We start from the raw sequence: 23,508 nt of genomic DNA on the forward strand, positions 1-23,508 counted from the left end.
CGGCTTCGGCATGAGGCGAGTGCGATGACCTCATGCGTGGCTGAATGGAGGTATCCTTCGTCGACCTGACTGATCGCGAGTGGCCAAACGCGGGAAGCTGAGGCGCGCACCGACCAGCGCCGTCGTGGCCCAACAAACAGGGAGGAGAACAATGAGCACCTGGCTTAGCGAGCGAGAGCAGCGTCTTGTCGCAGGCGCGGAGGCGGCATCGGCGGCAACGCCGATTCCCACGCAGATTGTTTCCAACGGCGAGTATCTGCCGCCCCCGCAGAGCGCCGTGCAAAAGAAAGTCGAGGCGCGGATCAACGAGCTCGCCGACGCGAACGGCAAGCACCTCGGCTTGAGCCGCCGGCAGTTCCTGCACACGAGCTGCGGCATGGCGGCGGCATTCCTCGCCATGAACGACGTCTACGGCAATGTTTTCCAGGTTGCGCCCGCGGAGGCGCGAGAGCCCGAATTGATGCGGGCGCGCGCGCAAGGCCTCGCCGACCAGTTCATTTTCGACGTTCAGACCCACTTCGTGCGCGACGACTTCGATCACAAGGAGCTGTTGGGGTTGGCGGACTTTGCCAGCCAGCACTGGAATCCGAAGATGAAGGAGGAGGGCGTCTCCTCGCTCGGCCGCTACAAGTTCCAGAATTATGTGAAAGAGATCTACTACGACAGCGACACCAATATGGCGCTGTTGAGCGGCGCGCCGTTCGACGATCCGAGTTGGTGGCTTCTTTCCAATGAGCAGATCGTCAAGGCGCGCGAACTCATCAACGACTTCGCCGGCTCGCGCCGCCTCTTGGCGCACAGCGTCATCACCCCAAAGCAGCCCGGCTGGATGGAGGAGGTCGACAAGGCGATCGAGGTCTACAAGCCTGATTCCTGGAAGTCCTATACGATCGGCGATCCGCTGGCGCCCTCCAAGTTCCCGTGGCGGCTCGACGACGAGCAGGTGATGTATCCGTTCTACGAAAAAGCCGTGAAGGCCGGCATCAACACGCTGTGTATCCACAAGGGGCTGCTGCCGCCGGATTACGAGAAGTCGTTCGCCGGCGTGTGGGAATACGCCACCGCATGGGATATCGGAAAAGCTGCCAAGGATTGGCCGCAGATGAACTTCGTGATCTATCACTCGGCGTTACGGGCGTTCCTCGAACTGCCGGACAAGGCATGGGCGGAGTTCGAGCAGACTGGCCGCATCCAGTGGGCCACGGATCTCGCGGAAATCCCGCAGAAGTTCGGCGTCACCAATGTCTATGCCGAGCTCGGCACGTCCTTTGCCAACTCGGCGGTGGCGCATCCCAAGTTCTGCGCCGCGCTGGTCGGCACGTTGATCAAGGGCATGGGGGTCGACCACGTGATGTGGGGCACCGACTCGGTCTGGTATGGCTCACCGCAGTGGCAGATCGAGGCGATGCGCCGGCTCGAAATCCCGGAGGACATGCAGAAGAAGTACGGCTTTGCGCCGCTCGGCGATGCCAATAGCGCCACCAAGCAACTGATCTTCGCAGGCAACGCCACCAGGTTCTACAAGATCAAGCTGAGAGCGGCCGACAACTCCAGGATGCCGGCCTATTCCGACGACCGCCTCGCTTCGCTCAAGAACGAGTATACGCAGGCGGCCAAGGCGCCCTCGAACCTGCGCTACGGCTACGTTCGCGCTGCGTAGTGTCGAGCGGCCGCGCCGGCGGAGCAGCTTCGCGGGCGCGGTCGATGCGCGACTGTGTTGACCAGGATCTATATCGACAAATTCAATTTCGGCTTCGGATAAAAACAAACACTTCGTGCGATATCTGCTTGTGGCCCCAATAGCCCACATTCTCGGGAGGTCCGTCTTCGAGCCCACAATCATAAGGTGATTGGGTCGCGACATGCGGCAACACAATTAGCCGCATTCCGGCTGCCAAACTGGGCTTGTAGGACTTTCGATCAATTGTATTGTGGAGAGAAGCATGCGGAACTCGCATGGCTGCTCCCTGAAGGGCGCAGGTCACCATAAGCAGGCGCGAACCAACGTGCCGGTTTTTGGGTGGAGACCGACGTGGCCGATGGCGGATCGTTTGATACGTTCCCCAAGTTGCTTCTGCGAAACGCGGCGCAGTTTGGCAACCGTCCGGCGTTTCGGCACAAGGATCTTGGTATCTGGCAGACGTGGACCTGGACCGAAGTCGCCGGGATCGTACGTGCTTATGCTGCGGGTTTGCAGCGGATTGGATTACAGCCAGGCGACACGATTGCCATCGTCGGTTCAAACCGGCCGAAGCTCTATTGGTCCGTGATGGCAGCGCAGGCGCTGCGTGCGATTCCGGTCCCGGTCTATTCGGATGCGGTGGCTGACGAGCTTGCCTACGTCCTTGCCCACGCCGACGTGAAGTTTGTTGCAGCGCAAGATCAGGAGCAGGTCGACAAGATTTTGTCCGTATCCGACCGGGTGCCGCATCTCCGGAAGATTGTCTACGATGAACCGCGTGGACTCCGCGACTACGATCACAGCCAGTTGGTCGCAATCCACGATGTCATCGAAGACGGCCGGGCCGCGCTTGCGGCTAATGCTGCGCTTGGCGAGCAGATCGATGGAATCATCCGTCAGGGTGAAGGTTCTGACGTCTCGATCATCCTCTACACCTCGGGAACGACCGGCGCGTCGAAGGGCGTCATGCTGTCGGCGCGAGGATGCATCGACGCTGTAACGGATACTGTCAGGTTCGACAGGTTGACCGAGAACGACGTGGCGCTTGCCTATCTGCCGCTCGCCTGGGTGGGAGATCATTACCTCAACTATGCGCAGGGCCTTGCCGCCGGTTTCTGCATGGCGTGTCCCGAGAGCGGTGAGACGGTCGAGCAGGATTTGCGCGAGATCGGACCAACCTTCTATTTCGCTCCGCCGCGCGTTTTCGAGAACATGCTGACGCGGGTGACGATCCGCATGGAGGATGCTGCGCCAATCAAGCGGCGCATGTTCGACTACTTCCTCCGCATTGCGCGACGGCATGGCGAATCGATTTTGACCGGAAAGCCGGTGCCGGTGTCAGGCCGGCTACTCTATGCGCTCGGACGCTTGATACTGTACGAGCCCCTTAAAAACGTTCTCGGCCTGTCTCGCGTGCGCGTTGCCTATACTGCAGGTGAAGCCATTGGTCCGGATCTTTTCGCGTTTTACCGCTCGATCGGATTGAACCTGAAGCAGCTCTACGGGCAGACTGAAGCGTTCCTCTACGTTACGTGTCAGCCTGACGGGGAGATCTACTCCGATACTGTGGGGCCGGCGGCGCCGAACGTCGACATTCGCATTGCGGAATCGGGCGAAGTGCAATTCCGCTCACCCGGCATGTTTGTCCGATATTTCAAGGATCAGGCGAAAACCGCGGAGGCTTTGACGCCTGACGGTTACGTCAGGACCGGTGATGCCGGCTTCTTCGACGAGAAGACGGGACATCTGAAGATCATCGATCGCGCAAAGGATGTGGGCCGGCTGGCCGACGGAACGATATTTGCGCCGAAGTATCTTGAGAACAAGTTGAAGTTCTTTCCAAGCATCAAGGAAGCGGTCGCCTTCGGCGATTCCAGGGAGTTCGTTTGCGCCATTCTCAATATCGACTTGACTGCGGTGGGGAGCTGGGCCGAACGCAACAACATCGCCTACGGCTCCTATCAGGAACTGGCGGGACATCCACTGGTCTACGACCTGGTGACGAAAAGCGTTGCCGAAGCGAACCGCTCCCTCGCGGAGGAAAAGGTGATGGCCGGCGCGCAGATTCGGCGCTTTCTGATTCTGCATAAGGAGCTCGACGCCGACGATGGCGAATTGACACGCACGCAGAAAGTTCGCCGCGGATTCATCGCCGAGCGCTATGCGCCATTGGTCACAGCGCTCTACGACGGTTCGCATGAAGCCGACATTTCCACCGAAGTCACTTTTGAGGATGGCCGCAAAGGCGTGATCGCGGCGCGGGTAAAGATCCGCGACGTGCCGGCAATTGGTGCGACGGAGCCCTTGGGGAGGGCCGCATGAGGATGCCGGACACGAGCGAAATCCTGCTTCAGGTCGAGGGGGTATCGCTGGCGTTTGGCGGCGTGAAAGCGCTGAGGGATGTTTCGCTTGACATCAGGAAAGGTGAAATTCGCGCCATCATCGGACCGAACGGCGCCGGAAAGACTTCGATGCTCAACGTCATCAACGGCTTCTATCATCCCAATCGTGGTGCCATCACCTTCAAGGGACGAACCCGCGCCCAGATGCAGCCGTTCGAGGCGTCCCGTGGCGGCATTGCGCGCACCTTTCAAAACGTCGCGCTGTTCAAGGGAATGAGCGCGCTCGACAATATCATGGCTGGGCGCACATTGAAGATGCGGCGGGGCCTTCTGTGGCAGATGCTGCGCTACGGCCCTGCGCTGGCGGAGGAGATCGAGCATCGGCACCGGGTCGAAGAGATCATCGACTTTCTGGAGATCGAACCGATCCGCAAGGTGCCGGTCGCGCGCTTGCCATACGGCCTACAGAAACGCGTCGAACTCGGCCGTGCCCTTGCGATGGAGCCCGATCTCCTTCTGCTTGACGAACCGATGGCAGGCATGAACCTCGAAGAGAAGAAGGACATGTCGCGGTTCATCCTCGACGTGAACGATTATTACGGCACGACGATCGCGCTGATCGAGCATGACATGGCTGTGGTGATGGATCTCTCCCATCGCGTGGTGGTGCTCGATCATGGCGTGAAGATCGCCGACGGAACGCCGGATGAGGTCAAGAAGGATCAGGGCGTCATCGACGCCTATCTCGGCATCGCGCACTAGGGAGCATGGTGTGATCGCATTGGGTCAATTTCTGGAGGTGCTGATCGGCGGATTGATGTCTGGCTTCTTGTATTCGCTGGTCGCGCTCGGCTTCGTGTTGATCTTCAAGGCATCCGGCGTGTTTAATTTTGCCCAAGGCGCAATGGTGTTGCTCGCCGGGCTGGCGCTGGTTCGTTCGCTCGATCTCCTCGTGGCCAACGGCTTCCCGCTTTGGATTGCGATCGTCCTCGGCATCGGCTTTGCCGCCGTGATCATGGCGATAACGGCCTGGCTGATCGAGCGGTTCGTGATTGGACCTCTTGTCAATCAGAATGCTCTCACCCTGTTCATGTCCACCATTGGCGTGACATTCGTCCTCGAGGGTGCGGCGCAGATGATCTTCGGTTCCGATGTTTACCCGTTGCGGCTGTTCCCGACCGACATCTGGCTCCTGTTCGAAAGTCACTTTCCGGGTGGGATTCTGGTCAACCAGCTTGATGTCTGGGGCGGCTTTATCGCCGGCATTCTGGTCGCGGGTCTCGCGATCTTCTTCCAGCAAACCAAGACTGGTCGCGCACTCAGGGCGGTTGCCGACGATCACATGGCAGCGCAGTCGGTCGGGATTCCAATCGGCTGGATCTGGTTTGTGGTCTGGCTTGTTGCCGGTCTCGTTGCGCTCGTTGCGGCGACCGTGTGGGGTACCAAGCTGGGTGTGCAGTTCTCGATCACGTTTCTCGCGCTGAAGGCCCTGCCGGTTCTGATCATTGGGGGCCTTACCTCGGTCCCAGGAGCGATCGTCGGCGGGCTTATTGTAGGTGCAGGCGAGAAGCTCGCCGAGGTGTTCCTGGGGTCGCATATTGGCGGCGGTATCGAATATTGGTTCGCCTATGTGCTGGCGCTGGCGGTGCTGCTCGTGCGGCCGCAGGGGCTGTTCGGCGAGCGCATCATCGAGCGCATCTGAGATGAGGAGTTAGTTGTGCTTTATCGCGAGGCAGGCCAATTCAAGACGACCTACGCGGAGGATATGGCGATCTTTCCGATCCGCCAGGACCGTATGGCGCTCGCGATCTTGCTTGGTATCGCCTTCATTGGCGTGCCACTGCTGGCTGACTTCGACATTTGGCCGTTCGGCAGTGACTATCTGCTTCGCGCCATTCTGCTGCCCTTCCTGATCCTCGCGCTTGCCGCTATCGGCGTAAACATCCTTGTCGGCTATTGCGGCCAGATCTCGCTCGGCAGCGGCGCGTTCATGGCCATCGGCGCTTACTCGGCCTACAAGTTGGGGACCGGCGTTCATATTCCGCTCGCCTGGCTTGGCTTTGCGATTTCGATCCCGCCGTTGCCCGTACTGCTATCTATTTTGCTCGGCGGGCTGGCGGCGGCGGTTGTCGGCATCCTCTTCGGTATTCCCAGTCTGCGGATCAAGGGCCTCTATCTGGCGGTCGCAACACTCGCGGCGCAGTTCTTCTTTGACTGGGTGTTCCTGCGGGTGCCGTGGTTCACCAATTATGCGCCGTCGGGGTCGGTCAGTGCACCGACGCTGGATTTCTTCGGTCTGAACGTAGGCACGCCGATCGAGCGCTATATGCTGTGCCTGATCTTCGTAACGGTGTTCGCGTTTCTGGCGAAGAATCTCGTTCGCGGCAATCTCGGCAGACAATGGATGGCAATCCGCGACATGGACATAGCCGCGGAGCTCATCGGTATCCGGCCACTCTACGCGAAGCTTACAGCTTTCGCGGTCTCTTCATTTGTCATCGGCGTGGCGGGCGCACTTTGGGCGTTCGTCTATCTGGGCTCGTGGGAGCCGCTCGCCTTCTCGATCGAGCGTTCGCTGCAGCTTCTGTTCATGGTGATCATCGGCGGGTTGGGTTCGATCATGGGGTCATTCATCGGTGCGGCCTTTATCCTGATCCTGCCAATCATGCTGAACCTGCTTCCAACCCAGCTCGGTGTGCCGCTGTCGACAGAGACGATTACTCATCTGGAATTCATCATCTTTGGATCGTTGATCTGCTATCTTCTCATCAAGGAGCCACATGGGTTTGCCCGGCTCATATCGATTGGCAAGGAGAAGCTCAGACTGTGGCCGTTTCCCTACTGAAGGGGCAGGCAGTGCGAAGCAAGCCGAAGATCGCAATGCGGAGCGGCGGTCGTTGGCAATAGGAGGAAGCCCGCGAAAACAAGACCCGGTACAGAAAAAACGGGCTGAACGAGGAGGAGAGTTATATGGTACGCAACAAACTATTACTTGCTGCAGCCATACTTTCAGGCGGGGCGTTTGCCTCTCCTGCTGCAGCGCAGAGCGAGCAATTCATCCCGATACTATCCTACCGAACGGGCGCGTACGCCGTGAATGGCGTGCCGTACGCAAATGGCGTGGCCGACTATTACAACCTTGTCAACGAGCGCGACGGCGGCATCAATGGCGTCAAGCTCTTGGTCGAGGAATGCGAAACCGGCTACGCCACCGACAAGGGCGTTGAATGTTACGAGCGTCTCAAAGGGAAGGGTCCAACCGGCGCGGCCTTCGTCAATCCGCTGTCGACTGGCATCACGTTCGCCCTGACCGAGAAAACCACGACTGACAAGATCCCGATTATCACCATGGGCTATGGCCGCGCCGATTCCAAGAACGGCGCCGTGTTCGCCTACAATTTCCCGCTGCTCGGCACGTACTGGTCCGCGGCCGATATCGCGATCCAGCACGTTGCCAAGGAGGTGGGCGGCGTCGACAAGCTGAAGGGCAAGAAGATCTCGCTGCTCTATCACGACAGCCCATACGGCAAGGAGCCGATCCCGATGCTGCAGGTGCTGGCCAAGAAGCACGGCTTTGAGTTCACGCCGATCCCGGTTACGCATCCCGGTGTCGAACAGAAGTCGCAATGGCTGGGGATTCGCCAGAACCGGCCGGACTATGTCTTGGTCTGGGGCTGGGGCGTCATGAATGGGACGGCAGTCAAGGAAGCGGCGGCCGTTGCCTATCCGCGCGACAAGATGATCGGTGTTTGGTGGTCGGGCGCAGAGCCGGATGTGCAGCCGGCAGGCGATCAAGCCGTCGGCTACAAGGCGCTGATGCTTCAGCATGGTGCGGGCAAATTCCCTGTGCATGCCGAGATCGAGAAGCACGTCTATGCAAAGGGCAAGGGCGCGTCGGAGCCCGGCAAGGTCGGCGAGGTTCTCTACAACCGCGGCATGGTGAACGCCATGCTCGGGGTGGAGGGGATCCGCAAGGCGCAGGAAAAGTTCGGCAAGAAGCCGCTGACGGGCGAGCAGGTCCGTTGGGGTCTTGAGAACCTCAATCTCTCTGAAGCTCGTCTCAAGGAACTCGGCTTCGAGGGCATGTTGAAGCCGATCAAGATTTCCTGCTCTGATCACGAGGGCGCGCGGGACGGGCGCGTACAGCAGTGGGACGGCAAGGGTTGGAAGATCATCTCCGATCTGGTACACGGCCAACCAATCCGAGACCGAACCGCTCGTTGACGAAATTTCCGCAAAGTATGCCGCGGACAAGAAGATTCAGCCTCGCGACTGCTCGAAAGAGAGCTGAAAACATCTCCGAGATCCGGGAGGAGCGTTCGCTTCCTCCCGGATATTCCGGAAGCCCGCAACAGTTCGGAGGGAGCAGCGTGTCAACCCCCAAGGCCGCCACGACGACAGAAGCGGCGGCGCCGTTCCTGTCGGTCAACAATATCGAGGTCGTGTACGATCACGTCATCCTGGTATTGAAGGGCGTATCGCTGGATGTGCCGCGGGGCGGAATCGTCGCACTTCTCGGCGCCAATGGTGCGGGCAAGACAACGACTCTGAAGGCGATTTCCAATCTGCTACATTCAGAGCGCGGCGAGGTCACCAAGGGCTCAATCCTGTTTGACGGTGTCGAAGTGCAGTCGCTGTCGCCAAACGATCTAGTGCGGCGAGGCTGTATTCAGGTGATGGAGGGGCGGCGCTGCTTCGCCCACCTCACCGTCGAAGAAAATCTCCTGACCGGCGCATTCACGCGCGTGGACGGTAAGTCCGCGATCGCAGAGGATCTCGAGCGGGTCTATGCCTTTTTTCCCCGTCTCAGGGAGCGACGCGGTTCCACCGCGGGCTATACGTCGGGTGGCGAACAGCAGATGTGCGCAATCGGCCGTGCGCTGATGTCGCGCCCGAAGATGATCCTGCTCGACGAGCCATCGATGGGCCTCGCTCCGCAGATCGTCGAAGAGATCTTCGAGATCGTCAAGGATCTCAATGTCCGGGAAAATGTTACGTTCCTGCTCGCCGAGCAGAACACCAATATGGCGCTCAAATACGCCAGACACGGATACATCCTCGAAAATGGGCGCGTAGTGATGGACGGCGAGGCGCGGGCGCTCGCCGCAAATGAGGATGTCAAGGAATTCTATCTTGGCATCGCCGGGGACAAGCGCAAATCATTCCGCGATGTGAAGCACTACAAGCGACGCAAGCGCTGGCTCGCTTAGGTGATCCCTGTCGACATTGCATCGGATTTGGAGCTTTCGCCTCGCCAAGCTGCACATTCATTGTTTACGATCGCGTCGGTCGCGATCCGATGAACTTGGGCATGGGAAAATCGCCATGGGGATAAAAAGCCATACTGCTGCGCCCACGGCAGCCCTTGCTCTCGGAATCTTCTTCACTGCGCCGGGTTCCGTTGCCATCAATGCGACCGTCGCCACGGTCGCGTCGCTCGTGGCTGCCGCCATCGGCAATCTCAGCTTCATGTCGCCTGCAATGGGTGAGCCGGCCACACTAACGAAAAACCAATCGGATGCGCTCAATACATACAATAATGCCCGGAGCAACTTCGAGTCGATCCTGGGCCAGCGGCGCGCGCAGATCAATTCGAACCAGCGACTACCGAACTTGCCAGGACAAGCACTCTACCTTGCACGCAACAACATGATCAGCGCGTACAAGGATCTCACCGACGCTCTTCCGTCCAAGATAGGCGGGCCCAACAAATACGGAATCCCACCGGCGTATTTTAGTGCCGACAATGAGCCGCTGCTCGACGAGTACAGGAGACTTTTCGACCTGATGCAAGCGCCGCCCGCCAACGCGCAAAACTCAGAGACTCCCTTCAAGGACGTTGTCGATCTGGGCACGGCCATTGCGCGAGCCAAGGGCCTTGATGCGGCCAATGCCGAAGCAGCAGGCCGTATCAGCCTGGGCCTGTTCTTTGCCGAGACAAATGGCAATCAGAACATCGGGAATGCGCGCTCGAACAAATATAAGGGCAGCTTGCAAACAGGCGTACCCGAAGATCAAAATGGACGGAAGAAATGGGCGGCGATAAAAAAATCGATAGCAGCCTTTGATCCTGCAATGAGCCTTCGCGACGACAAGGAAGAGGCCCGGGTTGGCAATCTGGATCATCGGTTCAACCACTGGACCGCCGTGCGGGATGCTCTGATGAACGCACACGCGGATATTTTTCCCGCAAGTCCCGGCGATCGTGAAAACACTGCCGAATCCGATCGATCAAATGAAGCTCTTTGAACTCATCCAGATTATTCCCAGCCCGACCAGGTCCGCGCTCGGGTCACGCAACCTGGTCGACTATAGAATTTCCGACCCGAAGATCATGGCATACCTGCGAAACAACAGCATTTTCACGTTTGGACGAGCCGACAGAGCCAAAACATCTGCAACCTTCCGCGAAATTCTTGATGCGATGTGGCTCTTCAACGACAAGTTTGAACGAGCGCTTTCCAAGTTCGACGAGATCAAGGCGCGGTCAAAAGGTTGAAGTCGGCAGGTCGGAATCGGATGCGAGGAGGGGCCACCATCCCGCCATCAGAGCGGACCGAGCATGGCCCATCGGGGTTCGCAAAATTCCTTCACGGCCGCCGTAACACCGCTGCTGATGATATCCCGGCGCTCAGGCGAACTCATCTTGAGTTCTTCGTCCCGGTTGATGATCGAGCCCGCTTCCAGCAGGACGGCAGCCATCCGGGTCTTTCTCAGCACGATGAGCTCATCGTAGCGATAGACGCCGGTTTCCTTGTTCAGTAACGGACGCTGATGCCGCCCCATGATCGCCTGGGAATATTGCCTGGCATAATCAAGGCCCTGGGCCTTCATCTCCTTGCCGATCAGTTCGGCGAACGAAAGGCTCGTCTTGAAGTCCGGATTGTTGCGGGAGACGAAGACGGAATATCCGCTGAAGCGGTCGCTGAAATGGCTTTTCTTTCCCTCGAACTCCCAGTCCTCGAGGAATTTGTTGGGCACGGAATCATGGTGGATCGACAGAAAGAGATCCGCGCGCAGATTGTTGGCGGCGGCCACGCGTTTGAAGAGGCTGTGCCTCGCCTTGCCCTCGGTCAGGAGCAACTTGGTTTCAGTAAAGCCCTCGGCCTTCAACTTCTCCTCGATCCGCTTCGCAAGGCGCAGATTGAAGACAAACTCGGAGACGTTGCGGGCGCTGATCGCGCCTTCTGATTCGGCGGTATGTCCCACATCCAGAACGATCCGAAACTTGGAGGGATCGCACAGGGGTGTGGCCGGTTTGAAAGCTGCAGAGGGCAAGGCGACCGGCCCCAGGGCGGCAAGCTTCACGGTGCGGCGCTTTGACGAGGTGGCTCGCTTCGCCAAAGCGGCTGGCTTGCGCGAAGTGACGTGCTTTGACGGCTTGCCTTGTTTTGGCGATTTGGCCTGTTTTGACGAGCCTTTGAAGACGTCCGACAGCCAGCCCGCGTCGCTGACCTCGATCGGCAGAAGCATCATTGCGGCCATTGCGGCAATGATGATGCGGCCGCGGCGCCAAAATCGCGAAGCGCCGGGAACATAAATGAACGCGCGGCGCTTCATGCTCGCCCAGCGACCGAACCCGAAAGCGCGCTAGTGCGAATGTGGCTTGCGTTGATTTCGACGAACGAAGTCCTGGCACAGCCGATGGAAAACATATCGTACCCCACCTACCGAATTCGACACGCAAGGGTCGCAATCCAATGAAGGCGGATACAAGTCGGATGAGAGCGATTACGGCATCCAATCGCTGGATTTCATGTCAGTGTTGTCATTGAGCCACATGGCTATGCACTGAAACAGGCTTTCGGCCATTTCTTGGAAACCGTCAAAAGCGATTGTTGGTCCCACTTCGGGGGCGTTGCTTTTTCGGCTTTAGCGATGCCGCCGGCGCCCGTGCGTTGGCATCGAGCGATGTTGATGATGCCACTGGCGTCTCGCCCTTGGCCCCTTCGCGTCCGATTTCGCGTCGGGGCCAGGCAAAATCGTCGGCTCGACCGGCTGGCGCCGACAAGGGCTCCCCTGTGATCAGAACCCGCGCCGCTTGCGCATCCATCGTCACAGGCCGTGCCCCCGGATCGCCGAGCAATTGATTCGTGCCGACAGAGGAGGGCGTCAAGGGAACGATCGGCCCGGCCAGCGGACGCGGCGCCGGCTGATCCGGCCGCGCACTGGCGTCGGGCGTAGCCGGCTCGGTGGGCAGCACAATCGGCGCGGAACGCGCAGCCAACAGGCGGTTGATTTCGCGCTCGGCATAATGCGCGAGCTTCAGCGCGCCGGCCTTGGTGAAGTACACACCATCGGAAGAGCGCAGCCGGCGGGTCTGCCCCTCGAAATCGGGGCCGTGCTGCAAGAAGCGGCCGGTTTCATCGACAAATCCGTCCCAGACATCGACATAGGTGACGCCGGCCTTGCCGGCCGCATCGCGATAGAGCGTATTCAGAAACGCGGTGTCGGCGGTCGACTTGGCGCCACGTACCACTGGCAGACCCACCCAAAGCACAGGCACACCCTTGGACTTGAGTACGCCGATCATCTCCTCGATCTTTTGCATGTAGAGTTCGACCCAGCGCTTCTCGCGAAACTCGTAGATGCCGTCCGGCGAACGCGTGCTCTTCTCACTTTTTTCGGCGGCATCGTCTGGCGACAATTCGGGATCCGGCACCTTGGCTGCGTCATCTGATTTCGCCGCGGGTTTTGCGCTCGTGGGCTTGCCCTCAGGTTTGGCCTTGGCGTCCTTCTTGTCGCCCGATTTATTGTCGGATTTTTCGGCTGCCGGCTCGCGGATTGCAGCGCGGTCATGAAGCCCGAGCAAGACGACAATGGCATCCGCTTTTTCGGCGGCAAGAATACCTTTGGCGGCGGCGGCCCAATCGGCTGGATCGCCCTTCGGCTGATATTTGATCAGGCCGGAAACTGTCTTGTGTTTGCGGATCACACCCACCTCAGGCTGGTCGTCATAGACGTTCTCGAGTCCATAGGCGAGCCAGTCTGCCATGGCGTCACCGAGCACAAGTATGTGGCGCTCCGATACAGTGTTGCGTTTCTCGGGCGGTGGCGCCTTTGAAAAATCCTCGCGCGGCGCCGGAGGCGCTTGCCGCCCATTCCAACGAGGCTGCGGCGCGTGCTCCTGGTACGGCGCAAACGTGTCGTTACCATACCAGCCGCCACCGCGTTCGTTACCAAACCAGCCGCCGCCGCGTTGCTGTTGTGGCCCCTGCTGATATCCGCCGAAATTAAAGAACTGTGCAGAGGTGGGGCCGGCCAAGCCGAGCAACATTCCCACCGCGATGGCCAGCGCAATCAGCCAACCACGCTCGGTAAAGATGCATTGCCTTTTTGGTTCCCTTGGCATGCTTCTGGACCGCACACACGCAGAACCTGCATTCGCCAGACTAGCACAAAGGCCCTGTGGCAGGTCTCAGTTTACCGTGAAGCGCGTCATCACGGTGCGGAACACGCGGCCCATGTGCGTGGGGCGCACGTAGCCTCACTGCGGAGGCCGCAGCTCGATGCCGTAACGCGCATAGATCCGCGCGATGGTGCCGTCGGCCAGCAGCGCCTCGATCGCCGCATCGACACGCTGTTGCAGCTTGTCGTCGGGGTGGAGCAGCCCCGCCGCAATATTCCAGTTCAAATCAGAATCGTTGTCGAACGCTGGAATCAGGCGCAACGGTTTGTCGGCATGCTGCAGGTTGAACCAGCCGACCGTCATCGGCGTGACGGCGGCCGCCTCGATCTCGTGATTGGCCAATGCTGCGACAATATCGTCCTCGTATACGAACGGAGAGGTGGCGATGCCGCCCTTGGCGAGCGTCATGGAGACCTGGCGTTCGGTCAGGGTTTACAAGACCGAAACGGGTGCGGATCCCGTGAAACTACGCTAAACTGCAGCAAAGCCCGTGTAGGCCGGGAAGGAATTGGACGTGGTGCTGCGAATGCTCCACGCGCGCGGAGGGTAGGCCGACAGCCGATGGTGCGATGCATCAATCGTGGTATCGGTTATGTCGCTGTCAGCATCGATGTCGCCCACAAAGGGAACACGATCGTGTCGGACAGTTGTTCAGGAAGCGGCTGCTGAGATGCGAGCCGACCGCGGCCTGGAAGCCGTTGGCTTGCGCTCCGGATGGAGCCTGAGCGGGATGGGGCGTCTCATGAAAACGGAAATCGGAATTGTCCGGCGCGTGGCACAAAATGATCGCCTCGGGAGACGATCAGGTACGCGGGCCGGGCGGTGCAGTGACCAGCGCAACAACAAGACAAAGGGGAGGAAGTGCGGATGAAGAAGCATTTAGGTTATTTTTCTCTACCCGTTGCAGTTGCGATCGGTGCGACGCTTGCCGCATCGTCAGCCTTTGCACAAACGGTTGATACCGCGCGGATCGAGGCCGCCGGCCAGAATGACTGGCTGACCTATCACGGGTCGTACAAGTCGCATCACTACAGCCCGCTCGCTCAGATCAACACCAGCAACGTCGGAAACTTGGGTGTCGCCTGGATGCATATTCCGGGAAGATCCACCCGCGGCGTGCAGTCGATGCCGCTCGTGGCTGATGGCGTGCTTTACTACACCGGCTCCTACAGTCGAACCTTCGCGCTGAACGGCGCCACCGGCGAGCTGATCTGGCACTATTTCCCGGAACTGGACGAGGCGTTGGTCAAGCGGCAGACGCACTCGCCTTACAATCGCGGTGTCGCCCTCGGAGAGGGCAAAGTCTACGTCGGCACAGTGGACGGTCGGCTCATCGCGCTGGACGCGAAGACCGGCAGGGTGGCGTGGGACACTAAGCTGATCGATTCCCAGAAGCTGACGGTCGGCTTCACTGGTGCGCCCCTCTATGCCAAGGGCTTGGTGATCATCGGCGCGCAGGGCGGTGAGTGGCCCGGCCGCGGCCCGATCTTCGCCATCGATGCCGCCACGGGGAAAAAGAAATGGGAGTTCCTGACGGTTGCTGGCACCGAGGAAGCCATGAAGACCTGGGGCGGTGACTCCTGGCGCACCGGCGGAGGCGGCGGCTGGATGCCCGGCACCTACGATTCCGAGACCAACACGATTCTATGGGGCACTGCCAACCCGGCGCCGCTCTACGATTGGTCGGGAGCGGACTATAAGACGCAAGGCGCGCGTCCCGGCGACAATCTCTACACGAGCTCAGTGATCGGTCTCGACATCGATACCGGCAAATTGAAATTCTACCATCAGGAGCTGCCGCACGACGCCTGGGACTTTGACAGCTCCGTCGGCGAGTTCGTGATGCTGGAGCGCGACGGCCAGAAGCTCATCGTCCATCCGAACAAGGGCGGCTTCATCTTTGTTTACGACCGCAATCTTGCCGTGAAGAACGTCTGGCGGCTCGTTCAGAACATCAATTTTGTCAAGGACATCGATCCCAAGACGGGCGCGCTGATCGGACGTCGCGACTTCACTGCGGGGAAGGTCACGGACCCGCCGCTCTGCCCATTCATTGGTGGCGGCATTAGCTGGAATGCCGGGTCGTACAGTCCGAAAACGGGCCTCTACTACAAGATCGGCCAGGAATGGTGCATGACGCTCGACGTCCAAAAGACGACGCCGGTGACGACTCCACAGGCACAGCTTAACATCGGCGCCGATTTCAAGATGGCGCCTCCTCCGGGCGGCGAGATCTATGGTCATCTCGACGCGCGCGACCCCGTGACCGGCGTGAAGAAATGGGAGGTTCGCTACCCCGAGCCGCCGCTTGGCAGTGTGCTATCGACCGCAGGCAATCTCGTGTTCGTGCCTGATTCGCGCGGCACCATTCACGCCTACGATGCCGAAACAGGGACCGAGCTGTGGAATCACAACAACGGCACCGGCCATCAGGGTGGCATCGTCAGCTACTCTGTCGGCGGCAAGCAATACATTGCCGTGACAGCGGGCTTCGGCGGCATGTTGGCAGACGAGTATGGGCCAAACTTCGGCGGCATCTACAAGAGCATGCCGCGCGACGACGGCATGCTCGTCGTCTTCAGCCTCAAATAGGCGATCGCAAACGATCTGCCGGGGGGCGGGCGCAAGCCTGCTCCCCGTGCGTTGAAGCGGCTGGGTGGCTTTCAGGGAAATGGAGCCGGACGTTTTGAAATTGCACTTGAAGAACATCGCACTGCTATCGGCGGTGCTGGGCGCGTCATTGGCGTGTGCCGGGTCGGTCCGGACGCAGCCTGCGAGCCCTGCGCCCGACAACGGGACGTTCGACGTCGAGCAGTTGTTCGCAGGGACCTGCGGCTTTTGTCACTCCAGTGGCGGCCGAGCTGCCGGCAAGGGGCCACAACTGATGAATTCACCACGAGACGACGATTTTTTGCGTGACCGCATAAAGAACGGCAAGGAAGGCGCGATGCCTGGATTCGCTGGGGCCTTCACCGACGAACAGATTGACCAGATGGTCAAGTACATCCGGGCCTTGAAGCCGCGCGAGGGCTGAGCTGCCGAGACCCGCTCCATCCACACGGGGACACGGAATGAAGACAATTCTCCCGTTCATGGTCGGCGCCGTCATCGGGCTGATCGGCTCGGCTCAGGCGCGACCCCTCGACGCCATCCGCTCGACCGGCGTGCTCGGATTATGTGCTCATCCCAACTCGCTTCCATTCGCGAACAAGGCCGGCGATCCGCCAGGATTTCAGGTCGAATTGGGACAGGCTCTGGCACGTGAGCTCGGCGTCTCGCTGGAGCTCGACTGGATTATCACCCGGTACCAGATGCGCAGCGCCGGTTGCGACATCCTTCTGGATGTGATTGCCGATCGCGAGGCGCAAGGCGAGACCAACTTGAGGGTTTCAAAACCCTATTATCGCACTGGCGTTGTCCTGGCCGTGCCGCAGGCCAGCAAGCTCACGTCGTTCAAGAGTCTCGACGGGCAGACGAAGGTCGGAGTCCTGGTCGGATCCTTCGCAGCAATGATCATCAGTCAGCGGCGCGTACCGACATCGACCTTCGGGTTTGAGGTCGACAGCCTTGAGGCCGTGGCCAACCATGAGATCGACGCGGCGGCGGTCACGCCGACGGCGGCGAGCTATTTCAATCTGACGCATCCGGACAAGGCGCTCCGTATCTTGGATCGCGACGAGAGCGAGGCGAACCTGAACTGGGATGTCGCAGTTGGCATGGTCCGCCCCGATGACAATCTGCGCGAAGCCATCGACGCGGCGGTCGAGCGGTTGCGGGCCGACGGCACAATCGATCGAATCTACAAGCGCTACGGGGTTGTGCTGCAAACACCGAAGTAATTGCGCGTCGTGCCGCGTTGTCGTCGCGCCCCTTGCAAGGGGATATTCTGGTGTCAGAGCCTCATAGGGTCAGGAGTTCACGTGGTCACGTGCGGCTAAGGGGGTACTTATTCGTCTGAATACCAAGCTCCGAGCAGAAATCTGCGCCTCGGCTTGGAGCCCTGATTTCGGGCGTCGGTCAGATCGACGGCATAGCGCTTCATCAAAAGCTTGATTGCCACCGCAATGATGACGAAAGGCGTTACGTAGATCGCGAATATCTCAAAGGCTTTCATGGCAACTCCTCCGCGATTTCGTGCTGGGACACTACCACAATCCTTGAGACGCGGAGGAGGGCGTCGGGCAGATCGAGTTCCGCTAGGTGACGTGCACTCCTATTTCACAATCACGACCGGAACCAAGGCGGCCGTGATGACGCGGGATATCAGGGAAGATACAAGCGGCAAGCCTATGGCGCGTAACCAACGCCGCACGTATTGCGGTTGCGGATCCGCCAGGACGATAACGTCGCATTTGTCTTCGGCCGCGCAACGGAGAATTATCGGCAGCGGATCGCCAATTTTGACCTTCGACAGGCAAACCACGCCCACCTTGCCCAACCGTTTGCTCACAGCATTGACGATGGGCAGCCCGACATCGTTGATCAGACGGTCCTCGATTTCTTCCTTCTTGAAACTCTGATAGCCGCGCAGGCGCCCCTCATAGTGTCGATCCTGCACGTTCAGAATGATGGCCTCCACATTGTCCTTGCCTTCGGCTATGGCGGCCACGAAATCGACAATGCGATTGGTGCGTTCGCTGCCATCCACGACGGCGAGAAAGCGCATGCCTCTTGTTGCCGAACTGGCGACCTCATGCCCGATGCCGCCGGGTGCAGTTGTCGTAGCCTGGTTTGTCATGCACATCTCCGTCTGGATTCACGGGAGCAACTGAAACGCCGCAGCGGCGACGAGGGTTGGAGCGAGTGCAGCCAAGACAAGGCCGCCTGCGCTGATCGTTCCGTCTTCGAAGCTGTTCTTCAGGATTGCGAATCCCGCCGGATTCGGTGCGTTTGCAATTACGGTGAGCCCACCGCCCGTCACCGCTCCCGCGACCAGGGAGTATTTGAATTCGTCGGAAACGCCGTCGACGAGCGAACCAAGATATGTCAGGGCTGCGTTGTCAGTTACTGCAGTCAACAGGGTGGCGCCGGTGAACAGCATGGTGGGCCCCATGCCACTGAGAAGCGGTTGCAGCCACCATTTCTGCTGGCCGCCGATCACCACCAAGCCGGCCAGGAAAAACGCAACTAGCAGACCTTCCCGCAGGATGAGCGGCGACTGATAGCGCTTGTACGCCTCGGCAAAGCCGAGAAAGAACATGAAGAGCGCGAGAAAAACGATCGGATGATGATTGAAGGCGACCACCGCGCCGAGAAAGCCGAGATGAACTCCGGAACTCCAGGCTGGGACATCCAGCTTTGCCGGCGACACTGCGAGCTTCCGCAGATAGTCTCGGAACAGAAATGTGACTCCTGCAGCATTGACTGCCACGGCGAGTGCCGCCTTCCATCCGAATGTTCGCAACATGAACGGAAGGTCAAAGCCCCACTGCTCTGCAACCATGAGCACGGGAGGAGCGGCGTAGGGCGTCAGCGTACCGCCGATGGACACATTGACAAACAAGACACCGATCGTGGCGTACATGAACCTTCTCGGTGCTCCGCCAGCAAAATACTGGTCGCGGAGCAGCAGCGCCGTCAGCGTCATTGCAGCGGGTTCCGTGATGAAGGAGCCGAGCAATGGACCTACCGAGAGCAGCGAGAGGTAGTAGGCGGTGGGTTGCGACAGGGGGATCAGGTGCGAGACGAGGCGAAGCAGCGCCGCCGCCATCTGGATGACCGGTCGGCTCGCGGCAATGACCATAACCACGAAGACAAACGCCGGCTCTGTAAAATTGCGGCTTTCAAGATAGGCGAGCGCGCCGGTGCTGCCTATCTTCACGACCATGAAGGCAATCAGAACCGCCGCCCAGAACCCGAACACCACCTCGACTTCTGCGAGCAGATGCCAAAGCCCGGCATGGCGCGGTTGAATATGCGCCATGCGTTCGAACGACCGCGTCGAGAATGTATGCAGCACAGCTATCGCAAAGATTGCCGCGGCCGCCGCCGCGACTTCGAAGGGCGTTTCGTTCGGCACCGAATCTCGCCTTTTGTGCGCATTACGCTCGGGCTAGACTGACGACGACGCTGCCTCCGAACAATTCGGTGCGAAACCGTCGGGGCTTTTGCGGTGTGGTCGTTCCCAGAGTAAAACTACCTAATCGCGGACGTCGTGCGTCCCGGAGTATTGTGATCATGCGGCAACCGAGTTTCGAAAACATGAGCTCGGGCAGGCCGCTGGTGCTTCGGATGTCGCGCTGGTATCTTGCGATCGGCTTGGGCTATCTTGTCAGTTACGTGCTGCTCGACTGGATCAGCTACGTCCATCCGTTCGCCACGTTCGGCATCACACCCTGGAATCCGCAAACCGGCCTCAGCTTCGCATTGATCCTGCTGTTCGGCGGCGCGTACATGCCTTGGCTGTTTGCGGCGCCGCTGATCGCCGATCTGATTGTTCGCGACCTGCCTCTTCCGCCCGGCGTCGAGTTGCTTGTCGTGGCGATTACCGGCCTCGGATATGGTTCGGCTGCGCTTCTGCTGCTGCACCGTCGCTTCGGCTTCGATCGTTCATTGTCGTCCCGCAGCTCCCTGCTGTGGCTCGTAACGATAGCTGTCGCCAGCATTGCGCTCGTGTCGATTGGACACGCGCTTGTTCTTGTGCTGCATGGGATCATTGCATCACATGATTTCGCACAGGTATCGCTGCGAGGTTTCATCGGCGACTTGATCGGCGTGATCGTCTTCACGCCGTTTGCTCTTATCGTGTTCACGCGGCGGAGCTTTCCGGTGGTCTCGTGGGAAGCCGCGGCCATTCTTATCCTGGTTCTTGTCGGACTCTGGGGCGTATTCGGCGTCACCGAGGCGCTCCGCTTCCAGCTATTCTATGTGTTTTTCGTTCCGGTCGTCTGGATCGCAGTGCGGTTCGGTCTGGAAGGCGTGACGCTTGGCCTCGCCGTCATTCAGATTGGATTGATCGCTGCGATCGAGCTGTCACATGAAAGTGCGACTGATGTCGTTGCCTATCAGGCGCTGATGACTGTTCTATCGGCGACCGGCCTTGCCATTGGAGTACTGGTTTCGGAGCAGCGGCGCACACAACATCAGCTCCGAATACACCAGGACGCCCTTCATCGAGCATGGCGGCTCGCAACCATGGGAGAGTTTGCTGCCGCGGTCGCGCACGAGATCAACCAGCCGCTCACCGCGATCGGCAACTATGCCCGGCTTGCCAAGCGGGCCGTCGAGAAAACGCCTCCTGATACTGCAGCCGCCGCAACAGCATCAGCGGAGGCGATCGTGCAAGTCGATCGAGCGGGAGCCGTAGTGAATCGCTTGCGCGATTTCATCCGGCTTGGAAGGATCGAGACGAGCCCCGTTAGTGTCACAACGCTCGTAGCGGAGGCAGTCGCGGTGTTCGGGCCCGAGCTGGAGCGGCGGGGCATCGGGTGTCAAACGTCCGTTGGACGGGATGTTCCGCCGGTGCTCGCGGATGGCTTGCAGATTGAGCAGGTCATTCTAAACCTTGTCCGCAATGCCGCCGAAGCGTTGGCCGGCGCGGGCCGGTATGATGGCAAGATCGTTATCGAGGGTCTGACAGGACCGAATGGAAAGGTCACGATCCGCGTGAGTGACAATGGTCCAGGGATTGATCCCGATCTCGGGGACGACGCAATCGCTGCATTTGCCACGACGAAGCCAGATGGGCTGGGACTAGGTCTCTCGCTTTCACGATCGGTCGTCGAAGCTCATGGCGGGGAGCTTCGAATTGAAAGCACAAAGCACGGCACTACAGCATCGTTTACGCTGCCAGCCGTGCACAGTTCGGACTCGGGTGCATGACAATAGCTCTGATCGACGACGACGACGCAATTTTGCGCTCTTTGAGCATGCTCCTTGAGGGGCGGGGGATACCGGTGCGAGCGTATTCGTCAGCAGAGAGCTTTCTGAATGCCCTGGCCGCTGAAGTGCCCCAATGCGTCGTTTCGGACATTCGCATGCCGGGGATGTCAGGTATCGAGCTGCAACAGAAGCTGAAGGATGAAGGAGCGATACCGGTCATTTTCATTACAGGGCACGGCGATGTCACGATGGCTGTGCAGGCGATCAAGCAAGGCGCTTTCGATTTCATCGAGAAGCCGTTGGACGACGAGCGGCTGATTGCCAGCATCTCGCAGGCGATCGAAAGCGGAAACCGCCTTAGAAGCGAGCACAAAGAACGTGCGGCCCTTCAAGCGCGTGTGGCCGAGCTTTCGCCGCGCCAGGTTGAAGTCATGCAACTTGTGGCGGAGGGTTTGTCAAATAAGGAGATCGCGCACAAGCTGGGGATCAGCACTCGGACTGTCGAGAATTATCGTGCCTGGGTAATGGAAAAGATGGGCGCCAACAGCCTCGCCGATCTTGTTCGAAAGGTAATTACCCTGAAATCCCGCGCCTGAATGCTGATTACACGTATGGAGGGGGAACATAGGCGCCAATAGCTCCGCTATCCGCGGATCGCTGCATTGGCCTTCTCGGCGGCGTTAGTCATCGCGATCTTTGCCGGTCTCGCTCCGGTGACCACTTCATTCACGCCGATCATGAATGCGTCCAGGATGGGTCTCGAGAGCGGATGGAAAAGAATCGCCTTTGCGCGGTCAACATCGGCATTCTGCAAGTTGGTCAGCGCCGCCTCCGCTGCTTGTGCGCCGAACGCCTTCTTGAAGTCCTCGCCCGACCAAGCCGACACGCGTGTCGTCGCCAGCCCGGCTGCGGCAGTCCGCAGCGAGGTGGGCTTGCTTGTCGCCCACATCAGAAACAAGAACGCCGCCCGCTTGTTTCGGGAATGGGAATTGATGCAGGCCTGCCAGTGCGACATGAAGGGCACGGACGTGCGACCGGCGACATGTGGAAAGGCGGCGAACACAGTCCGCCCGGCAACTTGGCTTTTGGCTGGATTGGAGATGTCGGTGGCGAAGTTGCTGCTGTCGATCGCGATCGCCGTCTTGCGCTGCAGGAAATCGTCCAGCACGTGGTACCATTCATAGCCGCTCACACCGCTAGGTCCGGCTTGACTGAGCAATCGACCGTACATCTCGACGGCCGCGATGGCCTCCGGGCTCGCGAAAGCGGCCTTGTTGTCCTTGACCATGTCCCCGCCGTAGGAGAACACGAAGCTCATGGCCGGCACGGACGAATTGCCGCCGGCCTGCGCTCGCATGGCGATCCCGGACATCTCATTGGTCTTGGCCGCGTTGGCGGTGGCGAGCAGCTCGTCGAAAGTCTGGGGGACGCGCAGATCCCTGGCTGCCAGCGCGTCGCGGTTGATGAACAAGGTCACGGCCTCGGAAGTGATTGGGCAGGCGTAGCGTTCGCCGTCCCGCCACAACGGAAAGGTTCGAGCTGTTTTGAGAAGATCGTTCTCGTCATACCAGCCGAGATCGGTCAGCGACCTGTCGGAGTAATAGGCGTTCAGCGGCTCGAGCCATCCTTTTGAGATGCCCTGGCCATAGGCCGTAAACATGAAGACGTCGGGTGTGCTGCTGCCGCGGGCGAGCTGGATCGGCAGCGCGCCCATGTACGCGGTCTCCAATCGGAAGTCGGTAACGACGCTGATACCGGTGAGCTTGGTGAAATCCCACAAAAGCGGAGTGATCGCGTTCGACCAGGGATGGATCGCGCCTGCGAGCGTGATCGTCTGCCCGGCAAATTGTTTCCAATCTATCGCAGCGTGCGCATAGACACCGGCGACATCCTCTGCGAAACCCCACCGCGGCAGGATGGCGAGGGCCGGCAGGGCGACGCCCGCTGCGCCCAATCCCTTGACGAAGCCGCGCCGGCTGGCCGACCCCGGACGGCTCGGAAGCCTTTCACCCTGCACCATTTCATTTGGAGCCATGTGGTTGCTCCTGGCGGGGGTGGCCTTCACAACAGGCGAGCGACCCCACCCGTGACGTTCTGGCCCCTTGCGAGGGGACTGACGGGCTTCTAAGCCGGTGCAATCTGCAGGGTTGGAGCGTGCCGGTTCCTATCTAAACTACGCAGACCGCGGCTGTATTTTTACTATACTGGCAATACTCTTCGTCGGCATCAGAAAAGAGCTGCTCACGCGAGCATCG

At 59.7% G+C, this 23,508-nt stretch carries 20 protein-coding genes and 1 pseudogene; 14 read left to right on the plus strand and 7 right to left on the minus strand.

The genetic code is table 11. The annotated features are described in order from the left end of the window. The first annotated feature begins 151 nt into the window (after positions 1–151). The 8 genes and pseudogenes from V1277_RS26745 (at position 152) to V1277_RS26780 (ending at position 10,522) form a co-directional block, all read left to right on the plus strand. Positions 152–1,660, plus strand: a complete 1,509-nt coding sequence (locus V1277_RS26745; RefSeq protein ID WP_334418877.1) for an amidohydrolase family protein — start codon at positions 152–154, stop codon at positions 1,658–1,660. 372 nt (positions 1,661–2,032) lie between these two features. After that, on the plus strand, positions 2,033–4,003 hold the full coding sequence (locus V1277_RS26750) for an AMP-binding protein (RefSeq protein WP_334418878.1): 1,971 nt from the start codon (positions 2,033–2,035) through the stop codon (positions 4,001–4,003). Continuing rightward, on the plus strand, positions 4,000–4,785 hold the full coding sequence (locus V1277_RS26755) for an ABC transporter ATP-binding protein (RefSeq protein WP_334376083.1): 786 nt from the start codon (positions 4,000–4,002) through the stop codon (positions 4,783–4,785). Before V1277_RS26750 ends, V1277_RS26755 begins: the two co-directional genes overlap by 4 nt. A 10-nt stretch (positions 4,786–4,795) precedes the next feature. Further along, on the plus strand, positions 4,796–5,725 hold the full coding sequence (locus tag V1277_RS26760; RefSeq protein WP_334418879.1) for a branched-chain amino acid ABC transporter permease: 930 nt from the start codon (positions 4,796–4,798) through the stop codon (positions 5,723–5,725). A 15-nt stretch (positions 5,726–5,740) separates the two neighbouring features. Continuing rightward, complete coding sequence (locus V1277_RS26765) at positions 5,741–6,868, plus strand: branched-chain amino acid ABC transporter permease (RefSeq protein ID WP_334418880.1); 1,128 nt, start codon at positions 5,741–5,743, stop codon at positions 6,866–6,868. A gap of 125 nt (positions 6,869–6,993) precedes the next feature. Next, complete coding sequence (locus V1277_RS26770) at positions 6,994–8,247, plus strand: ABC transporter substrate-binding protein (RefSeq protein WP_334418881.1); 1,254 nt, start codon at positions 6,994–6,996, stop codon at positions 8,245–8,247. Positions 8,248–8,393: 146 nt separating this feature from the next. Further along, positions 8,394–9,233: an ABC transporter ATP-binding protein gene (locus tag V1277_RS26775; protein ID WP_334418882.1), complete on the plus strand. Its 840-nt coding sequence runs from the start codon at positions 8,394–8,396 to the stop codon at positions 9,231–9,233. Between the two features lie 259 nt (positions 9,234–9,492). Further along, positions 9,493–10,522: pseudogene (locus V1277_RS26780) on the plus strand (hypothetical protein). 47 nt (positions 10,523–10,569) lie between these two features. Here V1277_RS26780 and V1277_RS26785 read toward each other — a convergent pair. After that, positions 10,570–11,331: an N-acetylmuramoyl-L-alanine amidase family protein gene (locus V1277_RS26785; RefSeq protein WP_334418883.1), complete on the minus strand. Its 762-nt coding sequence runs from the start codon at positions 11,329–11,331 to the stop codon at positions 10,570–10,572. Between the two features lies 1 nt (position 11,332). On the opposite strand from V1277_RS26785, the gene V1277_RS26790 reads away from it, so the two are divergent. Further along, on the plus strand, positions 11,333–11,563 hold the full coding sequence (locus V1277_RS26790) for a hypothetical protein (protein WP_334418884.1): 231 nt from the start codon (positions 11,333–11,335) through the stop codon (positions 11,561–11,563). 285 nt (positions 11,564–11,848) lie between these two features. On the opposite strand, the gene V1277_RS26795 is transcribed toward V1277_RS26790, so the two are convergent. Both V1277_RS26795 and V1277_RS26800 read right to left on the minus strand, forming a co-directional pair. Next, positions 11,849–13,375 (minus strand): SGNH/GDSL hydrolase family protein, encoded by a 1,527-nt coding sequence (locus V1277_RS26795; RefSeq protein ID WP_334418885.1) that lies wholly within the window; start codon positions 13,373–13,375, stop codon positions 11,849–11,851. A 135-nt stretch (positions 13,376–13,510) separates the two neighbouring features. Next, positions 13,511–13,840: a transporter substrate-binding domain-containing protein gene (locus V1277_RS26800; RefSeq protein ID WP_334418886.1), complete on the minus strand. Its 330-nt coding sequence runs from the start codon at positions 13,838–13,840 to the stop codon at positions 13,511–13,513. Positions 13,841–14,299: 459 nt separating this feature from the next. Here V1277_RS26800 and V1277_RS26805 point away from each other — a divergent pair, with 459 nt between their 5' ends. From V1277_RS26805 to V1277_RS26815, 3 genes are all read left to right on the plus strand, one after another. Beyond that, complete coding sequence (locus V1277_RS26805) at positions 14,300–16,024, plus strand: pyrroloquinoline quinone-dependent dehydrogenase (RefSeq protein WP_334418887.1); 1,725 nt, start codon at positions 14,300–14,302, stop codon at positions 16,022–16,024. Between the two features lie 106 nt (positions 16,025–16,130). Further along, positions 16,131–16,466 (plus strand): c-type cytochrome, encoded by a 336-nt coding sequence (locus V1277_RS26810; protein WP_334418888.1) that lies wholly within the window; start codon positions 16,131–16,133, stop codon positions 16,464–16,466. 37 nt (positions 16,467–16,503) lie between these two features. Next, on the plus strand, positions 16,504–17,271 hold the full coding sequence (locus tag V1277_RS26815) for a substrate-binding periplasmic protein (RefSeq protein WP_334418889.1): 768 nt from the start codon (positions 16,504–16,506) through the stop codon (positions 17,269–17,271). Positions 17,272–17,378: 107 nt separating this feature from the next. Here the strand turns inward: V1277_RS26815 and V1277_RS26820 are convergent, their stop codons facing one another. The 3 genes from V1277_RS26820 to V1277_RS26830 all read right to left on the minus strand — a co-directional run bounded on the left by V1277_RS26820 (position 17,379) and on the right by V1277_RS26830 (position 19,451). Then, a complete protein-coding gene (locus V1277_RS26820) occupies positions 17,379–17,546 on the minus strand; it encodes a hypothetical protein (protein ID WP_334376071.1) in 168 nt (55 codons plus the stop codon). 99 nt (positions 17,547–17,645) lie between these two features. Continuing rightward, on the minus strand, positions 17,646–18,170 hold the full coding sequence (locus V1277_RS26825) for a universal stress protein (RefSeq protein WP_334418890.1): 525 nt from the start codon (positions 18,168–18,170) through the stop codon (positions 17,646–17,648). 18 nt (positions 18,171–18,188) lie between these two features. Beyond that, on the minus strand, positions 18,189–19,451 hold the full coding sequence (locus V1277_RS26830; protein ID WP_334418891.1) for a putative Na+/H+ antiporter: 1,263 nt from the start codon (positions 19,449–19,451) through the stop codon (positions 18,189–18,191). Between the two features lie 212 nt (positions 19,452–19,663). On the opposite strand from V1277_RS26830, the gene V1277_RS26835 reads away from it, so the two are divergent. Continuing rightward, positions 19,664–21,253, plus strand: coding sequence for an ATP-binding protein (locus V1277_RS26835; protein ID WP_334418892.1), 1,590 nt, complete (start codon positions 19,664–19,666; stop codon positions 21,251–21,253). After that, positions 21,250–21,849 (plus strand): response regulator transcription factor, encoded by a 600-nt coding sequence (locus V1277_RS26840; RefSeq protein WP_334418893.1) that lies wholly within the window; start codon positions 21,250–21,252, stop codon positions 21,847–21,849. Before V1277_RS26835 ends, V1277_RS26840 begins: the two co-directional genes overlap by 4 nt. A 47-nt stretch (positions 21,850–21,896) precedes the next feature. Here V1277_RS26840 and V1277_RS26845 read toward each other — a convergent pair whose 3' ends face one another. Further along, positions 21,897–23,288 (minus strand): ABC transporter substrate-binding protein, encoded by a 1,392-nt coding sequence (locus V1277_RS26845; protein WP_334418894.1) that lies wholly within the window; start codon positions 23,286–23,288, stop codon positions 21,897–21,899. Positions 23,289–23,508 lie beyond the last annotated feature (220 nt).

Source organism: Bradyrhizobium sp. AZCC 1588 (genome assembly GCF_036924735.1).
In the GTDB taxonomy this organism is placed as follows: domain Bacteria; phylum Pseudomonadota; class Alphaproteobacteria; order Rhizobiales; family Xanthobacteraceae; genus Bradyrhizobium.

Excerpts from the sequence above, each read along its gene's own strand:
- V1277_RS26745 (WP_334418877.1), top strand. The coding sequence starts at position 152 with ATGAGCACCTGGCTTAGCGAGCGAGAGCAGCGTCTTGTCGCAGGCGCG.
- V1277_RS26755 (WP_334376083.1), top strand. The coding sequence starts at position 4,000 with ATGAGGATGCCGGACACGAGCGAAATCCTGCTTCAGGTCGAGGGGGTA.
- V1277_RS26770 (WP_334418881.1), top strand. The coding sequence starts at position 6,994 with ATGGTACGCAACAAACTATTACTTGCTGCAGCCATACTTTCAGGCGGG.
- V1277_RS26795 (WP_334418885.1), bottom strand. The coding sequence starts at position 13,375 with ATGCCAAGGGAACCAAAAAGGCAATGCATCTTTACCGAGCGTGGTTGG.
- V1277_RS26800 (WP_334418886.1), bottom strand. The coding sequence starts at position 13,840 with ATGACGCTCGCCAAGGGCGGCATCGCCACCTCTCCGTTCGTATACGAG.
- V1277_RS26805 (WP_334418887.1), top strand. The coding sequence starts at position 14,300 with ATGAAGAAGCATTTAGGTTATTTTTCTCTACCCGTTGCAGTTGCGATC.
- V1277_RS26815 (WP_334418889.1), top strand. The coding sequence starts at position 16,504 with ATGAAGACAATTCTCCCGTTCATGGTCGGCGCCGTCATCGGGCTGATC.
- V1277_RS26820 (WP_334376071.1), bottom strand. The coding sequence starts at position 17,546 with ATGAAAGCCTTTGAGATATTCGCGATCTACGTAACGCCTTTCGTCATC.
- V1277_RS26825 (WP_334418890.1), bottom strand. The coding sequence starts at position 18,170 with ATGACAAACCAGGCTACGACAACTGCACCCGGCGGCATCGGGCATGAG.
- V1277_RS26835 (WP_334418892.1), top strand. The coding sequence starts at position 19,664 with ATGTCGCGCTGGTATCTTGCGATCGGCTTGGGCTATCTTGTCAGTTAC.
- V1277_RS26840 (WP_334418893.1), top strand. The coding sequence starts at position 21,250 with ATGACAATAGCTCTGATCGACGACGACGACGCAATTTTGCGCTCTTTG.
- V1277_RS26845 (WP_334418894.1), bottom strand. The coding sequence starts at position 23,288 with ATGGCTCCAAATGAAATGGTGCAGGGTGAAAGGCTTCCGAGCCGTCCG.